This is a genomic window from Frondihabitans sp. PhB161, from assembly GCF_003814635.1.
Taxonomy (GTDB): Bacteria; Actinomycetota; Actinomycetes; order Actinomycetales; family Microbacteriaceae; genus Frondihabitans.
Genome location: NZ_RKQW01000004.1, coordinates 313,590 through 337,295 on the forward strand (window position 1 = coordinate 313,590; position 23,706 = coordinate 337,295).

Genomic DNA, 23,706 nt, shown 5'->3' on the forward strand with positions numbered 1-23,706 from the left:
TCGGCCAGCGTCAGCTGCTCTTGAGCAGCCCGGTCGTCACCTGCCTCGCGGCGGCGAACCCGGCGTCGAGGTCGGCCTTCAGATCGTCGATGTTTTCGAGGCCCACCGACAGTCGCACGAGGCCGGGGGTGACACCCGTCGTCAGCTGCTGCTCGGGGGTGAGCTGCGAGTGCGTGGTCGAGGCGGGGTGGATCACCAGCGAACGGACGTCGCCGATGTTGGCGAGGTGGCTGAAGAGGTGGAGGTTGTCGACGAGAGCCGCCCCGGCGTCGAGGCCGCCCTTAAGTTCGAACGAGAGCACAGCCCCGACGCCCTTGGGTGCGTACTTGTTCGCGGCCGCGTACCAGGGGCTCGTCGGCAGTCCGGCGTAGAAGACATTGGCGACGTCGTCACGGGCGTCGAGCCACTCGGCGATCTCCTGGGCGTTCTGCACGTGCCGTTCGATGCGCAGCGACAGTGTCTCGATGCCCTGGATGAGCGAGAAGGCGGTGTCGGCCGAGTTGGACGAGCCGAGGTCGCGGAGCAGCTGCACCCGCGCCTTGATGATGTACGCGAGGGGGTCGCCGACCGCGCCCGTATAGCTGGCGCCGTGATACGACGGGTCGGGTTCGGTGAGCTCGGGGAACTTCTCGATGTTCTTCGACCACTCGAACTTTCCGCCGTCGACGATGAGCCCGCCGATGACGGTGCCGTGACCGCCCAGGAACTTCGTCGCGGAGTGCACGACGATGTCGGCCCCGTGCTCGAACGGGCGGATCAGGTAGGGCGTAGCGATCGTGTTGTCGACGATGAGCGGCACGCCGGCCTCGTGCGCGATCGACGAGACGAGTGAGATGTCGAGGATGTTGATCTTCGGGTTGCCGATGGTCTCGGCGAAGAAGAGCTTCGTGTTGGGGCGCACGGCGCGGTGCCACTCGTCGGCGTCGTCCTGGTTCTCGACGAATGTGGTCTCGATGCCGAGCTTCGCGAGCGTGTACTTGAACAGGTTGTAGGTGCCGCCGTAGATCGACGACGACGAGACGATGTGGTCGCCCGCCTGTGCGATGTTCAGGACGGCGAGGGTCTCGGCCGCCTGTCCGGACGCGACGAGCAGAGCCCCCGAGCCGCCCTCGAGAGCGGCGATGCGCTGCTCCACGACGTCGTGGGTGGGGTTCATGATGCGCGAGTAGATGTTGCCGAACTCCGCGAGCGCGAACAGATTCTTCGCGTGCTGCGAGCTGTCGAACACGTACGACGTCGTCTTGTAGATCGGCGTGGCACGAGCGTGGGTCGTCGGGTCGGGCTGAGCGCCGGCGTGGATCTGCTGGGTCTCGAACTTCCAGGCGTTCGTCTGATCGGGCATTGAGGTCTCCTCGGGGTTCCGGTGCCGGCCGATCCTCGATGAACGGGCGGTCGTTCTCTCTGGGGCGAGCGTAGGCCCGGCGTCCGGTGCGCGCCACGGCGGCGACACGCGGCGTAACGGGGTACGACGAGGATCCGCGAGCACGTTTGCCACAATCGGCCCATGCACTCGACCGCGCCCTCCCTCCCCTCCTGGCCCGCCACCTCGGCGAGTCATCGTCGGTCGGAGGTCTCCGCCGTGATCGGGCGGGGTGACGCTGCATGGACGCGGGCGTCCGCGGGCGTGCTCCGGTGGGAGGTGAAGACCCGAAGCGGGTTCCGGGTCGACGACGGACGCCCCGTGGTCGCGGGGCGACGCGTGACGGTGACGGCGAAGGTCGCGGGTGTGCGAGTGGTCGAGCCGGTTCAGGTGGTCGAGGTAATCGATGATCCGTCTCGTGTCGGTTTCTCGTATCGGACGCTGCCCGGCCATCCGGTCGACGGCGAAGAGGCCTTCGTCGTGCACCGCTCGGGCGACGACGTCGTTCTCACCATCCGGTCGCTGACGCGCCCCGCTCCGCAGCAGCCCTGGCGCGGGCTCTACCCGCTGCTGCGGGTGGCGCAGGTGGTTGCGCGGCGTCGGTATCTGCGTGCGCTGAGGTAAAGGCGGTCCTGTCGCCTGGGTGGCGACGCGGTTCGGCCGAACTGACGTGGCGCGCCGGGTCGCAACGGCCGAAGTGCGTCGGGTCGCTTACGGCGGCGATCGACCGTCGGCCTCAGCAGGTCGAGCTCGGCGCCGAACTCGGCATAGGTGAGTTCGCCGTCGACCCAACTCCGCTGGAGTGCTCGTGCTTGGCGGCTGCTTCGTCCGCCCTCGAGCTGCGAAGACTGCCAGGCACGCTCAACGGTCGTTGCGGCTGGCTGAGTCGATCGAATCGATCCGGCTGGGGTTCATGGCGTGCACCCTTCGAGACCTCCAAGTCCACAGGCGAGCCTTCTGGCGAAACAGGTGCGCCGCCGAAGTCGCTAGCGTGGACGCACCGACGAAAGAGGGATGGACGTATGGCACGACGCGCAGTGGTCACGGGAGCGAGCTCGGGTATCGGAGAGGCCACGGTTCGGCTGTTCCGCGAACGCGGCTGGGAGGTGCTGGCGGTGGCTCGGCGCGAAGATCGCCTGCGTCAGATCGCCGCCGAGACGGGCGCGACCTGGTTCCGGGCCGACGTGACGAGCGACGCTGACATGGCGGCTCTTCGCGCTCACGTCGAAGAGACCGGCCCGATCCACGCCCTGGTCAACAACGCGGGCGGTGCCTTCGGGCTCGACAGTGTCGAGGCGGGCTCGATCGACGACTGGCAACGCATGTTCGACGTCAACGTGCTCGGTACGAAGCGCGCGATCAGCGGACTCCTGCCGTCGCTCCGAGCCGGGGCGAAAGACGCAGGATCCGGCGACATCGTCACCGTCACCTCCATCGCCGGCCACATTGCGTACGAGAACGGTGGCGGCTACAACGCCGCTAAATTCGCGGAACACGCGCTCGTCGCGGCCCTCCGGCTCGAGCTTAACGGCGAGCCGCTGCGCGTGATCGAGATCGCCCCCGGCATGGTCAAGACCGACTTCTCGCTGGTGCGGTTCGACGGCGACCAGGCGCGCGCCGACGCCGTCTACGACGGAGTCGTCGCACCGCTGACGGCTGACGACATCGCCGAGTCGATCGTGCACTCGGTCGAGCTGCCGGCCCACGTCAACCTCGATGTGGTGACGATCAAGCCGGTAGCGCAGGCGCAGCCGTACAAGCTGACACGCGGCGAGCTGACGACGCGCGACTGACCCTCGACCCGGATCAGCCGATCGACACGAACTCCGCCACATCGTCGCGCGGCAATACGTCGGCAACAGCACCGACCTCCAGCTCGAGCAGCTTGACCCAGCCGCCCGACGACGACAGGAAGGCCGTGTCGGAGGCATCGCGGCCGGTAGCTATACGCACGAGACTCTGACGCGGAGCCAGGTGCGTCGCGTCGATCACGTACCACCGACCATCGATGAGAGCCTCGGCGACCGCGTGGAAGTCCATCGGATACAGGCCCGGCGCGTACACCGACACGAGCCGCGCCGGAACGTCGAGCGCTCGCAGCAGTGCGACGACGAGGTGGGCGTAGTCGCGGCAGACGCCGCGCCGGTCGAGGAAGGTGCGAACCGCACCATCGGTCGGCGCGCTCGAGCCCGGCACGTACGAGAGGTGCCCGTTGACCCAGGATCCGACGGAGTCCAGCAGGTCGAGACCGCTCAGCCCCGCGAACTCGCTGCGCGCCGTCGGAAACAGCGTGTCGGATTCGCAGTAGCGGCTGGGCCGCAGGTACTGGATGCTGTCGAGTGCACCGAGAGCGATCGGATCCTGCTGTCCTGTGACTTCGACGCGGTAGTCCATCTCGAGTCGACCCGGAGCCATGTGCGCGACATGAAGGCGAGTGCCGCGATCGTCAATGACCTCGCGGATCGGCACCTCTCTGCCACCCTGAGTGACCGACAGCGTCTCGGTGATTCGCTGCCCCTCGGCAGCGGCCACCGAGAGCACCAGCTCGGCGGGCTCGGTCGACGACAGGACCATCCGGGAGAACGCGTTCCGCTGCATGCATGAAGCCTAAATGGCAGGGCGAGCCCAGAACCAGAAATCGAACATATGTTCGAATTCTGCAGTACGATCGAGGTATGTCACTCGCGTTCCAGACCTCGCTCTTCGACGACCTCGACGCCGACCCCACACTCGAGTCACTCGGCAGCTCGGTCGAGCGGATCGACCTCGGCGAAGGCGCCTGGCTCGACGTTCGGCCGGGCTGGGTGCAGAACTCCGACGCACTGTTCGAGCGTCTCGCCGGCGGGGTCGACTGGAAGGCCGACCGGCGCGAGATGTACGACCGAGTCGTCGACGTTCCCCGTCTCGTTTCGTGGTTCGGCCCCGACCACGTCTTTCCTGATCCCGTACTCACCGAGGCCCAGGCCGCCCTCAACGCCCACTACGGTCGACCGCCGCAACAGGTGTTCGAGACGGCAGGGCTCTGCTTCTACCGAACCGGAGACGACAGCATCGCGTGGCACGGCGACAAAGTCGGCGACGCCATCGATCGAGACACGATGGTCGGCATCGTCTCGGTCGGCGCCGCCCGCACTCTGGCGCTGCGCTCGCGGTCGGGTGGCGAGGTGCGGCGCTTCCCCGTTGGGCACGGTGATCTCGTCGTCATGGGCGGGTCGTGCCAACGCACGCACGAGCACTCGATCGCCAAGACGAAGCGCGCGATCGGGCCGCGCATCAGCATCCAGTTTCGGCCCGTGTGGTCGCGACCGGCGTGATGACGGCGGCCTCGCCGCCCACTACGGTTGACTCCATGGTTTCCCTCCCCGATGACGCCGTGCCCGGCGTGCGTGCTGACGACCTCGAGCCGGTCTCCTTCGACGAACAGTCGTCCCGCCCCGTGACGTCCTCCCGGGACTCCACCCGCGAGATCCTGGGCTGGCTCGAATTCGGCGAAGCCTCCCGCGACCTGGCGCAAGACGTTCTCGCGAGCGGTTTCCGCCCCGATGTCGTCGTCGCGATCGCCCGAGGCGGTCTGCTTCTCGCCGGTGCCATCTCGTACGCCCTCGACACCAAGATGTGCGGCTCGATCAACGTCGAGTTCTACACCGGCGTCAACTCCGTGCTCGAGAAGCCCGTCATTTTGCCGCCCGCGCTCGATGCCCCGGCTCTGTCGGGCAAGAGGGTGCTCCTCGTCGACGACGTCTCCGACTCCGGCCGCACCCTCGAGCTGGTCCGCGACATCCTGCGCGGTCACGGTGCCGACGTGCACACCGTCTGCCTCTACTCCAAGCCGCGCACGATTCTCGAACCCGACCATGTCTGGCGTCACACCAGCGACTGGATCACGTTCCCGTGGAGCGCACTGCCCCCGGTGACGGTGAGCACATGAGCATTCACCTGGTGGGTGGCGGCTGGTCGGAGTCGACCGCTGTCTTCGAACCGTTCATCGTTGAGGCTGCGGCCCGCGGCAAGCGGCTCGGGCGCGACGTTCCCCGCGTCGCTGTGCTCGTCGTCGTCGAAGACGACGTCCCGTCGTCCGAGTTCCGCTCGGGTTTCCCGGCGATGCTGGCCTCGATCGGGCCCTGCGAACCGCTGGTCACCGAGGTCGTGTCGAGCGACGTGTTCGACACGCGCGTGCTTTCCGACATCGACGGCCTCGTGATCGCGGGTGGTTCGACCCCCGCCTACTTCGAGGCAGTGGTGCCCCTCATCGACCAGGTGCGACTCCTCGTCGCTGACGGCCTGCCGTATCTTGGTTTCTCGGCCGGGGCGATGATCGCTGCCGACACCGCCATTCTCGGCGGCTACACGATCGGTGGGGTCGAGGTCTGCCCTCCCGATGCGGCCGAAGGCCTCGACGAGGTGACCCTGGCGCAGGGTCTCGGGCTCGTCGACCTCGCTATCGACGTGCACGCCGTTCAATGGGGCACCCTGAGTCGACTCATCGCGGCAACCGAGGCGGGAATGGTCACGGGCGGCGTCGCCATCGACGAGAACACCGCACTCGTGGTCGGTGATGGCGCCCTCGGCGTCATCGGCACGGGCAGCGTCTGGCGGGTCGAACCCCAGCTCGACGACGACGGCGAAATCGTCGGGGTGTCGGTCGGCACGCTCGGCGTGGCCGTCTGACCGCTCGATGACGACGCACTCTCTCGTCGAGCTGCTCGATCCGGGCTGGGCTCGGGCCCTCGCCTCCGTCGAAGACCGCATCCACGACCTGGGCGATTTCCTCCGTGCCGAGACCGCTGCGGGGCACGGGTACCTGCCCGCCGGCGACGCCGTTCTGAGGGCCTTCACTACTCCGTTCGATGAGGTGAAGGTCGTGATCGTGGGGCAGGATCCGTACCCGACGCCCGGTCACCCGATCGGCCTGTCGTTCGCCGTCGACCCGCACGTCCGGCCCGTTCCGCGCAGCCTCGCCAACATCTACCGCGAACTGAACGACGACCTCGGCATCGCGCCTGTGGCTCACGGCGACCTCACCTCGTGGTCGGAGCACGGCGTGCTCCTCCTCAACCGCGTGCTGACGGTGCGTCCGGGCGACGCCGGATCGCACCGCCGCAAGGGCTGGGAGGCCGTTACCGATCGGGCGATCGAGGCGTTGGTCGCTCGCGAGAAGCCCCTCGTTGCAGTGCTCTGGGGTAAAGATGCCCAGAAGCTGAAGCCGCTGCTCGGCTCGACGCCGACTGTCGAATCGGTGCATCCGTCGCCGCTCTCGGCGTCGCGCGGCTTCTTCGGCTCGAAGCCGTTCAGTCGGGTCAACGAGCTTTTGACCAAGCAGGGCGCCGAGCCGGTCGATTGGCGCTTGCCGGAAGCAGTACGTCCGGCGTAGACAGGCCTGAACGGCACATACCCGCAGGGCTGGCGTAGGCACACGGCCGCGCCGGCGGGTCTAAGTCACTCGGGCGGGTCTAGGCCGCGCGGGCGGGTCTCTGCCGATGTCGCGGGGCGGGGGGCGCGGGGTTCGGGGGAGTGCGCCTGCGGCGGGTATGTGGGTGACGGCTCGCGGATCCTTGGCCCGGACCTGCGGTTCTGCCCACGGATACGCCCCCGACATGGAAGGCTGAACGCGTGCTCGAAGAGGAATACCAGCCGCGGCGTGTGCTCCCGCGCCATTTGCGCAAGCCGCCGGCGGCGGAGGCCCCGTTCTCGTTCGAGATCCGCCCGGCTGTGGCGACCGACTTGCCGGCGGTCCGAGATGTCTACAACCTCTACGTCGCGAACTCGACCGTGACGTTCGACACCGCGCCGAAGCAGCTCGCCGAGTGGCGCGGAGTGTTCGCCAAGGCGGAGAAGCTCGAACTGCCTTTTCTCGTGGCGGTGTCGCCCGGCGGGACCCTGCTCGGCTACGCCCATGTGGTGCCGTGGCAGACCCGTGCCGCAAATCGCGCGATCGTCGAGACGTCGATCTACCTCGGTCCGGCGTCTACCGGGAAGGGCCTAGGCCGTGCGCTACTCGGCGCGCTGCTCGAAGCCTGCGATGCGGCGGGTGTGCGTCAGATCATCGCGATCATCGGCGACCAGGGTGCCGACGCGTCGATTCGGCTGCACGCCTCGTTCGGCTTCAGCGAGATCGGCCGGATGGGTCGGGTCGGCTTCAAGTTCGACCGGTGGCTCGGCACGGTGACGATGCAGAAGAACCTGCCGCGTCGATCGCGGCGTGCGGTGCGCGGCCGGGGCTAGAGGTTCGCGTCGGGGCCGGCACCGTTCACAACTCTGGCAAAAGTGGCCACCACCCGGTCAATCAAGCCGGTTCGAGCCACTTGTGCCAGAGTTTTGAACACCTCCCGGGCAGGCCGGAGCGGCCACGCGACCCGATGAGGTCGCGCAGCCGCTCCCGCCTGACTGATCAGTGACGGATTCGAGCTCGCAGTGCGAGCGCCAAACCTCCCAGCAACAGGAACGCTGCCGCAAGCAGGCCCGCCAGGGTGGAGTCGCTGCCGGTGAAGGCGAGCGATCCGTCGGTGGCGACGGCGGTGGTTGCGGCCAGGGCCGTCGTTCCGCCGAGTCCCGCTGCGGCGATGCTGCCGCCGTTCGCGGAGTCACCTGTCGTCGCGGCCTCGTTCGTCGTGGCGAGCACGGTGGAAGGAACCGAGGGAGCAGAAGGAACCGAGGGATCCGACGGCTCGGCAGGCGAGACCGGGTCGGTCGGGTCGGTCGGGAGCGTCGGGGTTCCGGGCTCTGCGGGCGACGTCGGTGTGGTCGGCGTCGTAGGGTCGCTCGGCGTGGTCGGTGTAGTCGGCGTCACCGGGTCGGTCGTCGTGCCGGTGGTGCTGGTGTCGCCGATCACCGAGACGGCGTTGCCGCCGATAGTGACGGGCAGTCCGATGACGGGCGCGATCTGCGTACCGCCAAGGGTGCTGTCGTCACCGGTGGTGGTGCTGCCGGTTCCGGTGGTGCTGCCGGTGCCGGTGCCGGTGGCCGGCGTGGTTCCGGTCGTGCTGCCGCCGGTCGTGCTGCCGCCGGTCGAGCTGTCGCCGATCACGGAGATGGCGTTCCCGCCGACCGTGACGGGCAGTGCGACGGAGGGGACGATCTGCGTGCCGCCGAGGGTGCTGTCGTCACCGGTGGTGGTACTTCCTGTTCCAGTGGTGGTGCCGGTGCCGGTGGTCGGCGTGGTTCCGGTCGTGCTGCCGCCGGTCGAGCTGTCGCCGATCACGGAGATGGCGTTGCCGCCGACCGTGACGGGCAGTCCGACGGAGGGGATGATCTGCGTGCCCCCGAGGGTGCTGTCGTCACCAGTGGTGGTGCTTCCTGTTCCAGCGGTGGTGCCGGTGCCGGTGGTCGGCGTGGTACCGGTCGTGCTGCCGCCGGTCGAGCTGCCGGACGACGAACTGTCACCGATCACGGAGATGGCGTTCCCGCCGACCGTGACGGGCACTCCGACGACAGGCACGATCTGGGTGCCGGACGCGATGCCGTCAGATCCGCTCGTCGAGCTACCCGAACCGGAAGTCGCGGGCGAGGTCGGCGTGGTGGCCGGGGCCGGGGCGTCGGATCCTGCGCTCCGCGAGTCACCGAGCACCGAGGTGCTGTTGCCGGAGACCGTCACGGGAGCTGTAGCGTCGATCACGGCCTGGGTTCCGGAGGCGATGGCGTCGGAGCCGGAGGTGGTGGGCGCGGCGGGAGCTGCCGGAGCCGGAGCTGCCGGAGCCTGAGCTGCCGGAGCCGGAGCTGCCGGAGCGGCCGGAGCCGCAGGAGCCGCGGAGGCGGGAGCGGAGGGTGCCGCGGAGGCCGAGTGCGAGTCGCCGACCACCGAGATCGCGTTGCCCGTCACTGTGACAGGAACGGGAACGGAGACGATGCCCTGGGTCCCGGACAGGATTCCCGAGGCACCCGTCGTGGTGGGTGCCGACGCTGCAGGAGCAGCAGTCGCCGGGGCCGACGCAGCCGGAGCAGCAGGACCAGCCGAAGCTGCGGGAGCCGGAGCAGCAGCAACGGGCGCCGCAGCTGCTGGAGCCGAGCCCGACACCGAGTCGCCGACGACACTGACCGCGTTACCGGGGGCCTGGACGGGTGCCGATACGACGGCGTCGAGCTGGGTGCCGGAGAGCAGCCCGTCGGATCCTGACGTGGTGGCCGCGTTGGCCCCCGTGGCGCCGACGGCCCAGAGGCCTCCGACGAAGCAGGCTCCGATGAGCCCGCGGAAGACGTACTTGTTCATGATGATGACTCCTGTAACGAATGGTTCGACTGAGCGGAGCGCGAGTGCGCGGCGCTGGAGGGATGCGTGTGCCCGGCGCGCGTGCGGTGAGCACAGCGCGGGGCGAGCAGCCCGTCAGTCGGGTGTCGTGTCGGAGTCGTAGGTGGGCGAGAGCGGAACGGCGTTGCGTTCACTCGTGCCGGAGGTGAGCAGGGCAAGCGTGGGGAGGTAGCCGAAGTCGGCGGTCATTGCGATCGCGCCGGCGGATCCGGAGCCGCCCGACGATGCCGATCCATTCATGCCCGCAGGGGCAGCCGGTACAGGCCCGGGAGCGGGCTGGTCAACGGGGGAGTGCGCCGGGGTCGGAACGGCAGGATCCGACGTGGTCGATCCCGTAGTCGAGACGCCCGTCACCGAGGTGGCCGCCACCGGGAGGAGAGAGGCGCTGCGAGGAGCGGCTGTGCCCCAGGTCACCTCGATGGAACTCGCGGCGGAATGAGCCTTTTCGGCGGGAGCGGTCGCAGATGCGGAAGCCGACTCGGAGACACTCGCGACCGGGTCGCCGCCAAGGACGGCGTGGGTCGGATTCGAGGTCACGACGGGCGGGACGTGGGGAGCGGGAGGTGACGTGACGCCCGGCGGGATGATCGGCGTCGTCGGGTGTGAGACACCGTCGGAGACGCCGGAAACGGCTGAGTCGACGGTGTCGGCGACCGGCTTCGTGACCGTGCTGACCGGGGATTTTCCTGTTACTGCAGCAACGGGGGGCGCCACCTGCGTCACTGTGTCGACAACCTTGTCGACGGTAGTGGCAACTGGGGCCACGACGTGGGCGAGCGGCTTGGTGGTGGCCACCTGAGCGACGGCCTTCGGCACGACCGGAACGACTGCGGAAACCACCTTGTGCACCGGCGCAACCGGGGCGGTGGCTTTCTCGACGGTCTTCGTCACGCCACCGACGGTGCTGCCGGCGGTCTTGGCCGTTCCGCTGACGGTGGTCGACACAGGTGCCGCGACCTTCTCGACGGTCTTCGAGAGGGATCCGACAAGGCTGGAGCCCGAGCCGGGCTGCGATGGGGGAGCGGCGGGGGCGGCGGCATGAGCCTGACCTGACCCTAAGAAGAACGAGATGACCACGAGGGCGAGACCGACGAGGCCGGAAAGAAGCAGAAGGCGCACGACGGTGATCGGGGTGCGGGCCGAGCGGTTTATTCCGCTGGCCGCGACTCCGTCCGTCGGGTGCTCTGACGAGCACCGCACCGTCTGATCCACGGGCGATCACCTTCATGGTCGATCGAGTGAGAGTGGTTGGCTCTCTTGGTGCAGCTGGGCTGCGTTCGGGGTGGTTGGCCCCAAAGGTGACTTCAGAGTACGCCCGGCTCGGACGATTCGTGCCTGGGAGTTCGCAGAACATCGCAAGTGACGCGGGGCCCCTAGGCTCGTGATCGATGTTCGAACTCCACCATCTCAGCGCGCACGAGCAGTACGACTGGCTGCGGCGCGGCGACGTCAGCGTGCGCGAGCTCACGGATCACTACCTGGAGCGCGTCAAGCGGATCGACGCCTCGGTCGGATCCTTCGTCACTGTCACGGCCGACCTCGCACGCGCCCGGGCCGACGCACTCGACCGAGAAGGAAGCACGGCGGCTCCGCTCTGGGGTCTGCCGCTCGCCGACAAAGACCTCGTCGACCGCCGCGGCGTTCCGACGTGGGCAGGCTCGCGGCTCTCGAGGGGTCGAGTGGCCGAGACGTCGTCACCGATCGTCGATGCTCTCGATACGGCCGGAACGGTCAGTCTCGGCAAGACGACCACCCCCGAATTCGGGCTGACGGCGTACACCGAGTCGCTGATCGGCCGGTCGACGAGCACCCCCTACGACCAGTCGCTCAACGCCGGCGGGTCGAGCGGAGGGTCGGCTGCCGCGGTTGCAGCCGGCCTTGTTCCGTTCGCACCAGGATCCGACGGCGGCGGGTCCATCCGCATCCCGGCGTCGGCCACGGGCCTGGTCGGGCTGAAACCCTCGCGCGGACGGGTGCCCACGCAGTCCGGCCTCACGAGCCTCGGCGGTCTCGCCGTGGGAGGCCCACTGGCCCGAACGGTCGCCGATGCCGGAATGCTTCTCGACGCGATGGTGTCGCCGGACTCGAGGCCTCCACGTGACCTCTACGCGGTGCGGGCTGCGCCGAGCGTGGAGTTCTCGTACCTCGCCGCGGCGGTACGCGGCGAAGGACGGTTCCGGATCGCGACCACCACCACGAGCCCCTGGGACGACACGTTCGACATCGGTCTCGACCCGTCGGTGCTCGCCGCGATGAGCCTCACGATGGAGCACCTCGCCGCAGTCGGTCACGAAGTCGAGCCCGATGGCGTGCGTGTTCCGGTGGCCGACTACGGGCGGCTCTTCAGCGTCTTGTGGAAGGCCGGTGCGTCGACGATCCCGGCATTCGGCGACGACCTCGACCTGCTCGAGCCGATCACGCGCTGGCTGGTGCTGCAGGGGCGTGCCCTGTCGGCGTTCGACCTCGCCTCGACTCTGGCAGGTCTGACCGCCTACGAGCGCACGGTCATCGACGCCTTCTCGGGGTTCGATGCGGTGCTGACTCCGACGCTCGCTCTGCCGCCGCGCCCGAACGGCTGGTACGACGCGGTCGACGCCGAACGGAACTTCGAGCAGCAGTGCCAGTACGCGCCGTTCACGTCGTTCGTCAACGTCGCCGGGCTGCCGGCCATCTCGCTCCCGGTGCACGAGGTCGACGGTCTTCCGGTGGGCGTGCAACTGATCGGGCGGCCGGGCCGCGAAGACGTGTTGCTCGCGATCGGGGCGCAGCTCGAGCGGCGGTTGAAGTGGCAGAGGCGGCACCCGCCGCAGTGGTGACGTGTCATCCGCCCAAGCAGCGGCACGCAACCTCGCGCGAAACGGCCGACATCGCGCGCCGCGGCGCTGTGACACTGGCCGATTCGCGCGACCCCGCAGGCAGCGCGGCCCCGCAGCCAGCGCAGCCCGGGCGGCCTCGGCGGCCTAGGGCAGCGTCGGCACCGACGCGATCAAGCGCCGCGTGTACGCATGCTCGGGCGAGCGCAGCACAGCCGACGTCGCGCCCTGTTCGACGATCCGCCCCGCCTGCATTACCGCCACTCGGTCGCACAGGTGGTCGACGAGTCCGATGTCGTGCGACACGATCAGCAGCGACAGGCCCATCTCGTCGCGGAGGGTTGCCAGCAGCTCGAGGATCTGCGCGCGAACCGTCACGTCGAGAGCGCTGAGCGGCTCGTCGCCGACCAGCAGACGAGGCGAGTGGACGAGGGCGCGGGCGAGGGCGATCCGCTGCCGTTGACCTCCGGAGAACTCGTGCGGGTAGCGGTCGAGCATCGACGCCGACAACCCGACCCGGTCGAGCATGGCCGTGATGAGCGAGCGATGCGATCCGGCGATGTCAAGGGCGCGGAGGGGCTCGCCGACGATGGCGTCGACGGTCATGCGAGGGTCGAGCGACGCATACGGATCCTGGAGCACGACACCCGTCTGCCTGCGGAACCACCGCAGCGACGCAGCCCGTCCCGGCGCGACCGGGCGTCCGTCGAAGAGGACGGTTCCCGCGGATGCGGGGGCGAGAGCCAAAAGGATCCGCACCAGCGTCGACTTACCCGACCCCGATTCGCCGATCAGCCCGACGCTCTCCGAGGCACCGACCGAGAGCGACGCGTCGACCACGGCGTGCCGGGTGGCGCCCGGCGTGAAGAGCGACTGGCGTGGCAGCGTGAAGTCTCGGCCGATCCCCGAGCCGACGAGCAGGGGCGACGAGCCGCCGAGCCCCGGTGACGGCGCGGTCACGAGGCGCTCCAGGTCGTAGCGCGGGCGGCGGCGACGAGACCCCGGGTCACCGGGTGCGTCGGAGCTTCGAGCAGCGTGGCGACCGGGCCCCGTTCGACCACGTGCCCGGCCGAGAGCACCGCCACGTCGTCGGCAATCTGCGACAGGACCGCGAGGTCGTGCGTGACGAAGACGAGCGAGGTGCCCCGCGACGAGACGAGTCGCTCGAACAGGGCGAGAATTTCGGCCTGTGTCGTCACGTCGAGAGCGGTGGTCGGCTCGTCGGCGAGCAGAAGACCCGGTCGGCAGGCCAGCGCGATCGCGATTCCGACTCGCTGTCGTTGCCCGCCCGAGAGCTGGTGCGGGTACGCATCGACGAGAAATTCAGGATCCGGCAGCCCGACCTCGCGCACCGCCTCGATGGCCCGCTCGCGCAGCTCGGCCTTCGACAGCCGCTCGTTCCTACCCGCGTGCAGACGCAGCGGCTCGACGATCTGTCGCCCGATGCGGTGGAGCGGGTTGAGCGCCGACTGCGGATCTTGGAACACCATGCCGACCCGGTTGCCGCGAATGGTCGCGAGCTCCTTCTCGGAGAGGCCGATCAACTCGGTGCCGTCGAGAACGGCGCTTCCGGTGACGTGGGCGGATTCGGGGGCGAGGCCCAGCAGCGAGAGGATGGTGAGCGATTTGCCGGATCCTGATTCGCCAATGAGACCGAAGCGCTCCCCGTCGGCGACCGTGAACGAGAGGTCGTCGACGACGGTGCGACCGCCGATGGTGACGGTGAGGCCGGTGACGGTGAGGCTCATGAGTGGTTCCTCCGCCGGTCGGCGCGGATCGAGGCGGTGCGGAGTCGCGGATCGCTGACCTCGCGGATCGCGTCGCCGAGCAAATTGAAGGCCAGCACGGTGAGGGTGATCGCGAGCCCCGGCCAAACCACGCTGCCCGGGTGGATCGCGATGTACACCTGCAGGTCGTTCAGCAGACGGCCCCACGACGCGGTCGACGCGGAGGCGCCGTAGCCGAGATACGACAGCCCGGCCTCCGCCAGAATCGACGTCGCCATGGCGAGAGACAACTGCACGACGAACACCGGGGCGACGTTCGGCAGGATGTGGCGGCCGAGGATCCCGGCCGGTCCGACTCCGCTCGCGCGAGCGGCAAGCACGTAGTCGGTGCGCCCCACACGGCGGATCTCGGCGCGCGACACGCGCGCGATGTTCACGCCGTAGCCGATCCCGACGGCGGTGACGACGACGAACAGCGACCCGCCAAGAATCGACGACAGCAGCATGGCGATGAGGATCGTCGGGAACGCGATCAGGATGTCGATCACGACGGCCATCGACTCGCGCACCCACCGGGCCGTGAGCGAGCCGAGGGCCGACAGCCCGACGCCGACGACGGTGGCGAGGAGCCCGGCCGAGACCGCGACGAGCACCGTCGTGCGACTCGCGGCGAAGACGTAGCTGAAGATGTCGCGGCCGATGCCGTCGGTCCCGAACAGGTGCGCCCACGACGGGGTCTGCCACATCGACGCGGGGTCGGCCTCGAACGGGTCGTGCGGAGTCCAGAACGACGAGACGACCGCCGAGACGACGAGCACCAGGATCCAGGCTCCCGCCGCGACCCCGGCGGGCCGGCGCAGCAGTTCGGCGAACCAGGGCGCCCGGCGCGTCCGGCGCCCGGTTGTGCGGGCCTCTTTCGCGGTCTCCACGCCGCTCACTCGCCCGGCTCCCGCAGTCGCGGATCGACGGCGCGGTGCACCAGGTCGACGACGAACCCGAGAATCAGCACGAGGCCCGTCAGCGCGAGCAGCTCGCCCTGGACCTTCGGGAGGTCGCGCACGCCGACGTCGGAGACGAGCATCCGGCCGATACCCGGGAGCGCGAAGAGCTGTTCGACGAGCACGGCGCCGACGAGCAGCGCTGCCAGCTGGACGCCGAGGACCGACACGACGCTGAGCAGTACATTGGGCAGACCGTGCCGCACGACGGCCTGCGTCCGGGTCATGCCCTTCGACGCGGCCGTTCGGACGTAGTCCTCGTTGAGCGCACCGAGAGTGGCCGATCGGGTGAAGCGGAGCAGGACGGCGCCCTCGATCAGCCCGATCGTGAGGGCCGGCAGGAGGAGGCTGCGCAGGGCGCGTGCCGGATCCTGCCAGCCGTCGCTCGGGAACCCCTGCGTCGGAAGCAGTTTCAGCGTGACCGCGAACACGGCGATCAGGATCATGGCGCCCCAGACCGCGGGGATCGCCGCGATTGCCTGAGCGACGACCGAGATCGCCGTGCCGCTCGGGCGCCGATGTCGGATCGCCGACACGACGCCGAGGGGGATGCCCACGACGAGTCCGATAACCAGCGAGAGCCCGGCGAGAGGCAGCGTGACGGCGAGCTTCTGGCCGAGCTGCGACGCCACCGACGAGCCGGTCACGATCGAGCGACCGAGGTCGCCGTGCAGCAGGCCGAGGATCCAGTCGGCGTACTGAACAGGCAGCGGCCGGTCGAGCCCGAGCGACGACCGGATAGCGGCGACCTGTTCGGCGGTGCCCTGCGTGCCGGCAATTACCTGCGCGACGTCGCCCGTCAGCAGCCGCAGCGTGAAGAAGATCAGCGCGCTGGCTGCGGCGAGGCCGACGACCAGCAGCACCAGTCGCGACAGGACGAACCGGATCACCGGCCGGTCACTCGGACTTCGCCAGGTCGGCCAGGTCGAGGCGGGCGGAGGTCGACGACGTCGGGAACCCCGTGATGCCATCGTGCACGGCCGTCAGGGTCGTCGCGGTGTAGAGCCAGTCAGCGGGCGCGTCGTTCGCAACGATCTTCGCTGCCTGCTTCAGTTTGTCCGCCGCGGTGGCCTCGTCGGTCGCCGAGAGCGATTCGGAGTAGAGCTGCTGCACCTTCTTGTTGTCGTACCCGAAGTAGTAGTCGGGGTTGGCCCAGTTGCCGAAGTCGTGCGACTCGGCGTGATTGACGATGCTCAGCTCGTAGTCGTGGTCGACGAGCACGTTGTTGATCCAGGTGGTGAAGTCGGTCTGCTTGACGTTCAGCGTGATGCCAACCTTCTTCAGATCGGAGGTGAGCACGTCGCCGATAGCCGCGGGGTAGAAGTTGGCGTAGGTGAGGTCGAGCGTGAGGTTCTCCGCGTCGGCCGCTTTGAGCAGCTTCTTGGCGTTGTCGGGGTTGTAGGCGTCGACGCTCGAGAGGTCTTCGTAGCCGGGGTCGAGGGCGGGAATGGGACCGCCCTGGGTGACACCCGAGCCACCGAGGGCCGCGATCAGCGCCTTGCTGTCGATCGCCTCGCGGATCGCCTGGCGCACCCGGATGTCGGTGAACGGCTTGACCCTGTTGTTGAAGGCCAGCGTGTATTTGTCGGTGGTCTTGCCTGACTTGAGGCTGATGCCGTCGACCCCGGTGAGCTGCGACTTGAGTGTCGCGTCGACTGCGGTCTGCACGTCGACGTCGCCCGAGATGACCGCGTTGATGGCGGCCGAGGGGCTGGTGTAGTAGCGGAACGTCACGCCCGCGACCTTGGCCTTGGTGCCCCAGTAGTCTCCGTTGCGGGTGAGAGCGATGCTGTCGCCCTGCTTCCACGTCGTCAGCTTGTACGGGCCGGTGCCGTTCGCGGTCGTCTTGAGGTCGTTCGTCGCGGCCTTTTCGAGCACCAGCCCGGCGCGGCCGGAGAGGGCCCAGAGCAGGTTCGAATCGGGCTGCGAGAGCTTCAGTGTGATCGTGTTGCCGCTCGCCGAGATGGTCTTCACCTTCGCGAGATCGGCCGAATTGACGAACGTCTTCGTCTTCTTGACCTGCTCGAGCGACCAGACGACGTCGGCCGGGGTCATGGCCTTCCCGTCACCGAAGCTCACGCCCGTCTGCAAGGGGAAGGTGTAGGTGAGGCCGTCGGACGAGACGGTGTGGCTCTTGGCGAGCACATCGACGATCTTGTTGGTCGAGGTTCGCCCGACGAGGCCCTGGTAGACGTTGTCGATCAGAACCTGATCGAGGGCGATTCCGGCGGTGGTGCGGATGTCGAGGTCGGTGGGCTCGAGTACGAGGCCGACGGTGACGGTGGCGGATGTATCGGGGGTGCCGGTGCCGTTCGGCGCGGATCCTGCGGTGCAGCCCGCGAGGATCAAGGCGGAGGTGGCCGCCAGGGCGGTGGCGGCGAGAAGACGGGCGCGGGTGGTACGGATGCGAGCAGAGCTCATCAGTGAGGCAGACCTTTCGGAGCGGATGTGGACGCCGGGAGACACCTGTTGCTGATGAACACGTTGTCGATGCGGACCATTCCGTCGCTGCTGAACGGAAGATCGCCCCCGCCGAAGATCACTGCTGAACCGTCGGCCAGAAGAGAAATTACCACGGCATCGAGAGAATGCGGCCACTGCCCGGCGGGTGCGCTGGCGGAATAGGTAAGCCTTACCTATATTGGAAGGACTCATGTACCTCGCACACAGCACCCCCGAGCTCCAGCCGTCGGCCACGCGCATCCTCTTCGCCGGCGACACGTCGTCGATCGACGACATTAAGACGATGCTCGAGGTGCTTCCGATCTGTGCGCGAGGCCAGGTGTTCATCGAGGTCGCCGACGCGTCTGAGATCGTGCCCATCACCGCTCCCGGTCGCGTCGCGATCTCCTGGCTCGACCGGTCGCGTCGCAGCGGACGGCCCGGCACCGGCGAACGCTGCCTCTCCGGCATGGCCCTCGACCGTGCCGTTCGCGCCTGGGTGGGGGAGTTCTTCGTCGACTCCGAGTCACTCGTCACCAGCGACTACGTGTTCTGGATCGGCGGCCCCGCCTCGTTCGCCTACGACCTCCGGCACGACCTCGGCGAGATGTTCGCCAGCCCCGCGCCGGCTCTGTAACGTCTGCGACTGATCGTCGAGCAGTCGCCCGCGGGCAAATGTGAGAGCGATCCGCGGCGACACGCCGGGCCAGCTGCCTCTCGCTGCCGGGATCGCTCTCGAATTTGCGGCCCGGTCAGCGAGCCACAGCCGCCAGCGGCACCACCATCGGCGTGTGCGACTGCGGGTCGTCGATGATCTGGCACGGCAATCCGAACACCTCGTCGACGAGCTGCGCTGTCACGATCTCGCCCGGAGCGCCCTGGGCCACGATCGCCCCCTCCTTCATGACGACGAGGTGGGTCGCATAGCGCGCGGCCTGGTTGAGGTCGTGCAGCACCACGACGAGCGTGCGGCCCTCCCGGTGCAGACGTGCCGCGAGCTCGAGCACCTCGTATTGGTGGGCGATGTCGAGGAAAGTGGTCGGCTCGTCGAGCAGCAGCAGCTCCGTCTCTTGCGCCAGCGCCATCGCGATCCAGGCGCGCTGGCGCTGGCCTCCCGACAGCTCGGCGACCTGCCGGTCGGCGAGCTCGGCCACCCCGGTCGACTCCATCGCCCGGTCACAGGCCGCCTCGTCTGAGACCGACCACTGCCGGAACACCCCCTGGTGCGGAAACCGCCCTCGACCGACGAGGTCGCGCACCGTGATCGCCTCGGGGGCGATCGGGCTCTGCGGCAACATGCCGAGCCGCTTGGCGATGTCTTTGCTGCGGTACGACGAGAGCGGCTTGCCGTCGAGCGACACCTGCCCGGCGGAGGGCTTCAGCGTGCGGGCGAGGGCCTTGAGCAGCGTCGACTTGCCACACGCGTTCGGGCCGATGATCACGGTGAGCTCCCCGGCCGGAACGGCGAAGTCGAGACCGTCGACGATCACCCGGTCGTCGTAGGCCAGTCGCAGGCCGGTGGCGGTGAGCGAACTCGGTGCGGCACCGGTAGCGGGAGCAGAGAGGTTAGCGGACATCAGATGGTCCCTTTCTTCCATTCGCGGAGCAGCAGATATCCGAGATAGACGCCGCCCACCATCGCCGTGAGGAGCCCGACCGGTAGTTGCGCGCCGAATGGCGACTGCTGCACGAGCAGATCGGCCGCCATGAGGATGACGGCGCCGAAAAGGGCGGAGAGCAGGATCCCGGCCCCCGGTGCCTTCGCGAGCCGTCGGGCGACCTGCGGTGCGGTCAGGGCGACGAACGAGATCGGACCCGTCGCGGCCACGGCTGCCGTGCCGAGACCGATAGCCACAAGCACGACGAGGGTGCGGGTCAGCGATGACCGGCCCCCGAGCGAGTCTGCGAGGTCGTCTCCCATCTCGACCAGGTCGAGGCGACGGCCGAGAAGCAGTGCGAAAGGAACGAGCACGATGACGGCAACCCAGATCTCGGTCGCATCGCCCCAGTCGCGGTCGGCGAGCGTGCCGCTGATGTAGGCGGCGAGGGTCGTCGCCTCCTGCTGATTGACGCGCGTCGTGACGTACTGCACGAAGGCGACGGCCATGGCCGAGACGGCGATGCCGACGAGGATCATCCGGCCCGGCGACGAAAAGCCCCGCCCGGTGCCGAGCCACACGAGGCCCATCGCGACCAGTGCTCCCACGAGGGCCCCGGCGGGTACGGGCAGGATCCCCGGCAGCAGCAATCCGAAGCAGGCGGCACCGGCGCTTGCTCCCGCACCGAGCCCGATCACGTCCGGGCTCCCGAGCGGGTTCCGCGTCACCGTCTGGAACAGCGCCCCCGCGACGCCGAGAGCCGCACCGGTGCCGATCGCGGTCACGAGACGCGGGCCCCGGAGGACATTGAGGACGAACTCGGTGCGGCCCGGCTCAGGGCTCGCGATCGCGGCGGGAAGCTCGGTCAGCGGGATGCCGAGGGTGCCGAGGGTGAGTGTCAGGAGGGCGAGCAGCAGAACGCCGACGGCGAGGATTCCTCCCACGACGACCGACCGACGCCGATAGGGCAGGCTCAACCAGGATCCGACGCGGACGACGGGTCGCCTCGTCGCGGTCGAGCTCAGAGCGGCGTCGGGAGCGATCCCCGGCCGCGACCTTCCGGCGCTCACTCGCGCCCTCGGATCCTGCGCACGGCCCACAGCAGCACCGGAGCGCCGAGGAACGCGGTCACGACGCCGACCTCGAGCTCCTGCGGGCTCGCGATGACGCGGCCGACGATGTCGGCCAGCAGCAGCATCGCGGGCCCGAGCAGCGCCGAGAAGGGGAGGAGCCAGCGGTGGTCGCCGCCCGTGAAGCTGCGAACGATATGGGGCACAGCGAGCCCGATGAACGCGATCGGACCGACGGCGGCCGTCGCCCCGGCACACAGTAGGGCGGCTGCGAGACCACCGAGGATGCGGGTGCGGCCGACCTTCGCGCCGAGCGACGTCGCGGTGTCGTCGCCGAGGGCGAGCGCATTCAAGGATCCCGGCAGCAGGGCTGCGAGCGCGAACCCGGCGACGAGGTAGGGAAGCGTCTGCCCGATCAACTGGGCGTCACGCCCGGCCAGAGAGCCGAGCACCCAGAACCGGTAGCTGTTGAAGGCATTCGGGTGGGTGAGCGTGATCGCCTGGATGTAGGCGCTGAGGATCGCGGTGATGACCGCACCGGCCAGGACGAGCTTGACCGGAGTGGTTCCTCGCCGGCTGGAGCCGAGCGCATAGACGGCGACCACCGCGACCAGAGCGCCGGGAAGAGCGAGCCACACCCGCTCCGAGCCGGTGCCGACGCCGAAGAAGGCGATGCCGGTGACGATAGCCGCGGCGGCGCCCACGTTGACGCCGAGGAGGCCCGGATCACCGAGCGGGTTGCGCGTGAGGCCCTGGACGATGACCCCGGAGACGGCGAGCGCGGCTCCGGCGAGGAGGCCGAGGACGGTCCGCGGGATCCTCGACTGCACCACCGTGTCGGCGTAACTCGTGCCGGGGTCGACGAGCGCCTGCCACACGCGGGGGAGCGGTACGTAGTACGTGCCCACGGCGACGCTGAGAAGAAGGACGAGGGCGAGGATCCCGGCGCAGAGAGCGAGACCCGGTGCCAGACGAGCAGCACTCGGCCTCGGGCGACGTGCGGATGTTTCTCGCGAGCTCAGGCCGGTGCGCGGGGTGGTCGTGGCCTCAGCCACGGGTCGTGCTTGTCGGGTGCATCAGTTCTCCGACTTGCCGACGCGCCAGTACCCCATAAAGGCCACCTGACTGCGGTCGATGCCGACCTCGCTCACCAGGAAGCGGCGGAGCGTCTTGATCGCTTGGGCTTCACCGGCAAGCCACGCGTAGAACTGGCCGGAGAGGTCGCGGCCCTCCGGCACCTCCCAGAGGATGTCGTGGTCGATGTCGACGTCTTTGAGCGTGGCCGGGTCGATCGCCTTGCCGTGGTGCGTGGCCGTGAGATAGCGGCTCGTCCAGTTGCGGACGGCGTCGATGAGCTTGGTTCCATGCGCCGCAGGGTCGGCCTCGCGATCGAGCCACTCGACGTGGACGCCGTCGGGCTTGACGAGGTCGAGAGCGTCGGCCGTGGTGGGCACTTCGAGAAACACGCACCCCTGGGCGTCGCTCGGCAGCTGGTTCAGGATCGCTGCGATGGCCGGCACGGCAGTTTCGTCTCCGGCCAGAAGCGTCGTTGCGGCTCCGGCGGGCTTCCACTCGATGCCGGATCCCGACCAGCCGCTCGTTCCGTCGGGCCCGATGAGCATCATGTCGTCGCCGACGTTCGCATGATTGGCCCACGCCGAGGCAGGCCCGGTGTCGCCGTGGGAGACGAAATCGACGTCGACTTCGCGCTCGGCCGGGCGAATGGCACGCGCCGTATAGGTACGGAGCGGGTGCCGGGCTCCGTCGGGCAGCTGTCGCCAGGCGCCGTACCAGTCGTCGTCGACCGGGAACGTGTCGTACCCCGACTCGGGCAGAGGCAGCACGATCTTGATGCGCTGGTCGAGACCCTCGTCGCCGAAGTCGCCGAGATCGTCGCCGGTAAACGTGATGCGCACGAAACTCGGGCTGAGGCGCCTGACCCCCTTGACGGAGACACGGAACGACCGATGTGCGGGGCGGGCCGGGGCCGGTCGGGCAGTGGCGGGTCGAGCCGGGGCCGGTCGGTTCGTCTCGGAAGTAAGCACACCCTAACTATGGCATGCCTTACCTAACGGAACCGAACGGCCTTTCTCGATCTGGAGGGATTTGCGAGGTTGGCTGTCAGATCAGCCCTGCCTGCATTGGCCCGGCCGCCACACATGGGGTGCGATCGCCGAGAGTAGGCAAATGTCCCCTCACCACTGGCGGAAGGGCCATTTGCGTACTCTCGGCGCCCACGAAGGGCTAGCGCGGCTCAGTCGAGCGACGCCGGCAGGCCGACCATCTCCGACGTCCGCTCCCAGACCACTTCGGCGAGCATGGTGTTCTTCGCCTGCGGCGCCTGACGGCCGAACGGCTTCAGCTGATCGAAGTACGTGCCGCTCGGAACGCCGATCGTCGTCGGCCCGGCCAGCTGAATGAGCGGGACAGCGCCCGCGTCCGCCGAGATGCCGTAATGACCGTTCGTGACCGAACTGACGACCCGCATCGTGGCCGAGTTCATGCCGAAGGACGTCGTCACGATTCCGGGGTGGAACGCAAACGCCTTCACCCGCGACCGTGCGGCCAACTGGGAGATGAACATGTTCGTCAGCAGCTTGCTCGTGCCGTAGGCGCCCCAGCCGCCGAGCCAGGGGCGTTTGCCCCAGTTCAGGTCGTCGAGTCGAACGCGGCCGAACATGTTCGCGGCACTGGAAGTCGAGATCACTCGACCGTCGGACTCGAGGATCCGGGGCAGCAACAGACGAGTCAGCAAGAACGGCGCGAGATGGTTCGACTGCAACGTGCGCTCGAAGCCGTCGGCGGTCACCGCCCTCTGGCTGACCAGCCCGCCGGCGTTGTTCGCAAGCGCGTCGATGCGCGGGTGAGCGTCGAGCAGCTTCTGCGCGAGCTCGCGCACGGCGTCGAGTCGGTCGAAGTCGCAGACGTAGGCGATGCCACCGACTTCCTCGGCGACAGCCCGCGTGCGTTCGGGGTGCCTGCCGACGACCGCGACGGTCGCACCGCCCGCGGCGAGGGCGACCGCGGCCTTCTTGCCGATTCCGCTCGAGGCGCCGGTGATGATGATCGTGCGGGGGTCGTGCGCGGATCCTGAAGTCATTAGTAGCCGCCCTTCTCGAGACCGGCTTCGACCTCGAATCGGTTCTTGCGTGGATCCTGTCCCGCGATCGCGTACAGGAGCGGCATGAGCATTCCGTAGCGGCGCCACTGGGCGACGTGAACGGCTTCGTGCTCGAGCACGTCGGGGCCATCGTTGTCGCGGGTCAGGTACACCCGGCCGATGCAGGTGCCCCCGCGCCGGAATGCCCAGCGGGGCAGGCCCCGGCAGACGATGAGGTCACCCTCGACCCGCACCCGCCCGGTGCTCAACGGCACGCCCACGGCGAGCCCGACCGCCGTGGCGAACGCAGCTCCCGCGCGGGAGACCGAAGAGTCGAGCAGAGGGTTCTTCATCGC

Annotated in this window: 25 protein-coding genes; 9 read left to right on the top strand and 16 right to left on the bottom strand. The window is 68.8% G+C overall.

The window, feature by feature from the left end; translation table 11 throughout:
* Window positions 1–10: 10 nt before the first annotated feature.
* Entirely contained in the window at window positions 11–1,342 is a 1,332-nt protein-coding gene (locus tag EDF39_RS16180) for a bifunctional o-acetylhomoserine/o-acetylserine sulfhydrylase (protein ID WP_123944716.1), read from the bottom strand.
* 162 nt (window positions 1,343–1,504) lie between these two features.
* Here EDF39_RS16180 and EDF39_RS16185 point away from each other — a divergent pair, with 162 nt between their 5' ends.
* Window positions 1,505–1,984: a DUF1990 family protein gene (locus EDF39_RS16185; protein WP_123944718.1), complete on the top strand. Its 480-nt coding sequence runs from the start codon at window positions 1,505–1,507 to the stop codon at window positions 1,982–1,984.
* On the opposite strand, the gene EDF39_RS17940 is transcribed toward EDF39_RS16185, so the two are convergent.
* Window positions 1,921–2,256, bottom strand: a complete 336-nt coding sequence (locus EDF39_RS17940) for a hypothetical protein (RefSeq protein WP_158613252.1) — start codon at window positions 2,254–2,256, stop codon at window positions 1,921–1,923. The genes EDF39_RS16185 and EDF39_RS17940 overlap by 64 nt on opposite strands.
* Before the next feature lie 126 nt (window positions 2,257–2,382).
* On the opposite strand from EDF39_RS17940, the gene EDF39_RS16190 reads away from it, so the two are divergent.
* Window positions 2,383–3,153 (top strand): SDR family oxidoreductase, encoded by a 771-nt coding sequence (locus EDF39_RS16190; protein ID WP_123944720.1) that lies wholly within the window; start codon window positions 2,383–2,385, stop codon window positions 3,151–3,153.
* A gap of 13 nt (window positions 3,154–3,166) precedes the next feature.
* On the opposite strand, the gene EDF39_RS16195 is transcribed toward EDF39_RS16190, so the two are convergent.
* Entirely contained in the window at window positions 3,167–3,958 is a 792-nt protein-coding gene (locus tag EDF39_RS16195) for a transglutaminase family protein (RefSeq protein ID WP_123944722.1), read from the bottom strand.
* Between the two features lie 77 nt (window positions 3,959–4,035).
* On the opposite strand from EDF39_RS16195, the gene EDF39_RS16200 reads away from it, so the two are divergent.
* From EDF39_RS16200 to EDF39_RS16220, 5 genes are all read left to right on the top strand, one after another.
* The gene (locus EDF39_RS16200; protein ID WP_123944724.1) at window positions 4,036–4,674 is read left to right on the top strand and encodes an alpha-ketoglutarate-dependent dioxygenase AlkB; all 639 of its coding nucleotides are present in this window, start codon (window positions 4,036–4,038) and stop codon (window positions 4,672–4,674) included.
* Between the two features lie 35 nt (window positions 4,675–4,709).
* Window positions 4,710–5,288, top strand: a complete 579-nt coding sequence (locus tag EDF39_RS16205) for a phosphoribosyltransferase (protein ID WP_123944726.1) — start codon at window positions 4,710–4,712, stop codon at window positions 5,286–5,288.
* Window positions 5,285–6,028: a Type 1 glutamine amidotransferase-like domain-containing protein gene (locus EDF39_RS16210; protein WP_123944728.1), complete on the top strand. Its 744-nt coding sequence runs from the start codon at window positions 5,285–5,287 to the stop codon at window positions 6,026–6,028. Before EDF39_RS16205 ends, EDF39_RS16210 begins: the two co-directional genes overlap by 4 nt.
* A gap of 7 nt (window positions 6,029–6,035) precedes the next feature.
* Window positions 6,036–6,731 (top strand): uracil-DNA glycosylase, encoded by a 696-nt coding sequence (locus tag EDF39_RS16215; protein ID WP_123944730.1) that lies wholly within the window; start codon window positions 6,036–6,038, stop codon window positions 6,729–6,731.
* 239 nt (window positions 6,732–6,970) lie between these two features.
* Window positions 6,971–7,582: a GNAT family N-acetyltransferase gene (locus EDF39_RS16220; RefSeq protein ID WP_123944732.1), complete on the top strand. Its 612-nt coding sequence runs from the start codon at window positions 6,971–6,973 to the stop codon at window positions 7,580–7,582.
* A gap of 166 nt (window positions 7,583–7,748) precedes the next feature.
* Here the strand turns inward: EDF39_RS16220 and EDF39_RS17650 are convergent, their stop codons facing one another.
* Window positions 7,749–9,563 (bottom strand): chaplin family protein, encoded by a 1,815-nt coding sequence (locus tag EDF39_RS17650; RefSeq protein ID WP_123944734.1) that lies wholly within the window; start codon window positions 9,561–9,563, stop codon window positions 7,749–7,751.
* A 114-nt stretch (window positions 9,564–9,677) separates the two neighbouring features.
* Window positions 9,678–10,814 carry a hypothetical protein gene (locus EDF39_RS16230; RefSeq protein WP_123944736.1) on the bottom strand — a complete coding sequence of 379 codons (1,137 nt, stop codon included), beginning with the start codon at window positions 10,812–10,814 and terminating at the stop codon, window positions 9,678–9,680.
* 176 nt (window positions 10,815–10,990) lie between these two features.
* On the opposite strand from EDF39_RS16230, the gene EDF39_RS16235 reads away from it, so the two are divergent.
* Window positions 10,991–12,418, top strand: a complete 1,428-nt coding sequence (locus tag EDF39_RS16235; protein WP_123944738.1) for an amidase — start codon at window positions 10,991–10,993, stop codon at window positions 12,416–12,418.
* A gap of 144 nt (window positions 12,419–12,562) precedes the next feature.
* On the opposite strand, the gene EDF39_RS16240 is transcribed toward EDF39_RS16235, so the two are convergent.
* From EDF39_RS16240 to EDF39_RS16260, 5 genes are read right to left on the bottom strand one after another with little or no spacing between them, the layout of a single operon-like run.
* Window positions 12,563–13,375 (bottom strand): ATP-binding cassette domain-containing protein, encoded by an 813-nt coding sequence (locus EDF39_RS16240; protein ID WP_233573173.1) that lies wholly within the window; start codon window positions 13,373–13,375, stop codon window positions 12,563–12,565.
* Window positions 13,372–14,163 carry an ABC transporter ATP-binding protein gene (locus EDF39_RS16245; protein ID WP_123944740.1) on the bottom strand — a complete coding sequence of 264 codons (792 nt, stop codon included), beginning with the start codon at window positions 14,161–14,163 and terminating at the stop codon, window positions 13,372–13,374. The genes EDF39_RS16240 and EDF39_RS16245 overlap by 4 nt, the downstream gene beginning before the upstream one ends.
* The gene (locus EDF39_RS16250; protein ID WP_370275200.1) at window positions 14,160–15,071 is read right to left on the bottom strand and encodes an ABC transporter permease; all 912 of its coding nucleotides are present in this window, start codon (window positions 15,069–15,071) and stop codon (window positions 14,160–14,162) included. Before EDF39_RS16250 ends, EDF39_RS16245 begins: the two co-directional genes overlap by 4 nt.
* Window positions 15,072–15,076: 5 nt before the next feature.
* On the bottom strand, window positions 15,077–16,030 hold the full coding sequence (locus EDF39_RS16255) for an ABC transporter permease (RefSeq protein WP_123944743.1): 954 nt from the start codon (window positions 16,028–16,030) through the stop codon (window positions 15,077–15,079).
* A 7-nt stretch (window positions 16,031–16,037) separates the two neighbouring features.
* Window positions 16,038–17,561 carry an ABC transporter substrate-binding protein gene (locus EDF39_RS16260; protein WP_199726231.1) on the bottom strand — a complete coding sequence of 508 codons (1,524 nt, stop codon included), beginning with the start codon at window positions 17,559–17,561 and terminating at the stop codon, window positions 16,038–16,040.
* Window positions 17,562–17,793: 232 nt separating this feature from the next.
* Between EDF39_RS16260 and EDF39_RS16265 the strand changes: the two genes are divergently transcribed.
* Entirely contained in the window at window positions 17,794–18,219 is a 426-nt protein-coding gene (locus EDF39_RS16265) for an SIP domain-containing protein (protein WP_055958603.1), read from the top strand.
* A gap of 115 nt (window positions 18,220–18,334) precedes the next feature.
* Here the strand turns inward: EDF39_RS16265 and EDF39_RS16270 are convergent, their stop codons facing one another.
* From EDF39_RS16270 to EDF39_RS16295, 6 genes are all read right to left on the bottom strand, one after another.
* On the bottom strand, window positions 18,335–19,159 hold the full coding sequence (locus EDF39_RS16270; protein WP_233573174.1) for an ABC transporter ATP-binding protein: 825 nt from the start codon (window positions 19,157–19,159) through the stop codon (window positions 18,335–18,337).
* Window positions 19,159–20,250 (bottom strand): iron chelate uptake ABC transporter family permease subunit, encoded by a 1,092-nt coding sequence (locus EDF39_RS16275; RefSeq protein WP_123944747.1) that lies wholly within the window; start codon window positions 20,248–20,250, stop codon window positions 19,159–19,161. Before EDF39_RS16275 ends, EDF39_RS16270 begins: the two co-directional genes overlap by 1 nt.
* On the bottom strand, window positions 20,247–21,305 hold the full coding sequence (locus EDF39_RS16280) for an iron ABC transporter permease (RefSeq protein ID WP_233573175.1): 1,059 nt from the start codon (window positions 21,303–21,305) through the stop codon (window positions 20,247–20,249). Before EDF39_RS16280 ends, EDF39_RS16275 begins: the two co-directional genes overlap by 4 nt.
* A 21-nt stretch (window positions 21,306–21,326) precedes the next feature.
* The gene (locus tag EDF39_RS16285; protein WP_123944749.1) at window positions 21,327–22,295 is read right to left on the bottom strand and encodes a siderophore-interacting protein; all 969 of its coding nucleotides are present in this window, start codon (window positions 22,293–22,295) and stop codon (window positions 21,327–21,329) included.
* Window positions 22,296–22,504: 209 nt separating this feature from the next.
* Entirely contained in the window at window positions 22,505–23,350 is an 846-nt protein-coding gene (locus EDF39_RS16290; protein ID WP_123944751.1) for an SDR family NAD(P)-dependent oxidoreductase, read from the bottom strand.
* Window positions 23,350–23,703, bottom strand: a complete 354-nt coding sequence (locus tag EDF39_RS16295) for a Fe-S oxidoreductase (protein WP_123944753.1) — start codon at window positions 23,701–23,703, stop codon at window positions 23,350–23,352. Before EDF39_RS16295 ends, EDF39_RS16290 begins: the two co-directional genes overlap by 1 nt.
* Between the last annotated feature and the right edge of the window lie 3 nt (window positions 23,704–23,706).

What these genes read in the sequence shown, in the direction of transcription:
- EDF39_RS16290 (WP_123944751.1), bottom strand. Translation starts at nt 23,350, where the DNA reads ATGACTTCAGGATCCGCGCACGACCCCCGCACGATCATCATCACCGGC.
- EDF39_RS16260 (WP_199726231.1), bottom strand. Translation starts at nt 17,561, where the DNA reads ATGAGCTCTGCTCGCATCCGTACCACCCGCGCCCGTCTTCTCGCCGCC.
- EDF39_RS16265 (WP_055958603.1), top strand. Translation starts at nt 17,794, where the DNA reads ATGTACCTCGCACACAGCACCCCCGAGCTCCAGCCGTCGGCCACGCGC.
- EDF39_RS16205 (WP_123944726.1), top strand. Translation starts at nt 4,710, where the DNA reads ATGGTTTCCCTCCCCGATGACGCCGTGCCCGGCGTGCGTGCTGACGAC.
- EDF39_RS16185 (WP_123944718.1), top strand. Translation starts at nt 1,505, where the DNA reads ATGCACTCGACCGCGCCCTCCCTCCCCTCCTGGCCCGCCACCTCGGCG.
- EDF39_RS16215 (WP_123944730.1), top strand. Translation starts at nt 6,036, where the DNA reads ATGACGACGCACTCTCTCGTCGAGCTGCTCGATCCGGGCTGGGCTCGG.
- EDF39_RS16210 (WP_123944728.1), top strand. Translation starts at nt 5,285, where the DNA reads ATGAGCATTCACCTGGTGGGTGGCGGCTGGTCGGAGTCGACCGCTGTC.
- EDF39_RS16245 (WP_123944740.1), bottom strand. Translation starts at nt 14,163, where the DNA reads ATGAGCCTCACCGTCACCGGCCTCACCGTCACCATCGGCGGTCGCACC.
- EDF39_RS17650 (WP_123944734.1), bottom strand. Translation starts at nt 9,563, where the DNA reads ATGAACAAGTACGTCTTCCGCGGGCTCATCGGAGCCTGCTTCGTCGGA.
- EDF39_RS16180 (WP_123944716.1), bottom strand. Translation starts at nt 1,342, where the DNA reads ATGCCCGATCAGACGAACGCCTGGAAGTTCGAGACCCAGCAGATCCAC.
- EDF39_RS16195 (WP_123944722.1), bottom strand. Translation starts at nt 3,958, where the DNA reads ATGCAGCGGAACGCGTTCTCCCGGATGGTCCTGTCGTCGACCGAGCCC.
- EDF39_RS16190 (WP_123944720.1), top strand. Translation starts at nt 2,383, where the DNA reads ATGGCACGACGCGCAGTGGTCACGGGAGCGAGCTCGGGTATCGGAGAG.
- EDF39_RS16270 (WP_233573174.1), bottom strand. Translation starts at nt 19,159, where the DNA reads ATGTCCGCTAACCTCTCTGCTCCCGCTACCGGTGCCGCACCGAGTTCG.
- EDF39_RS16200 (WP_123944724.1), top strand. Translation starts at nt 4,036, where the DNA reads ATGTCACTCGCGTTCCAGACCTCGCTCTTCGACGACCTCGACGCCGAC.
- EDF39_RS16295 (WP_123944753.1), bottom strand. Translation starts at nt 23,703, where the DNA reads ATGAAGAACCCTCTGCTCGACTCTTCGGTCTCCCGCGCGGGAGCTGCG.
- EDF39_RS16235 (WP_123944738.1), top strand. Translation starts at nt 10,991, where the DNA reads ATGTTCGAACTCCACCATCTCAGCGCGCACGAGCAGTACGACTGGCTG.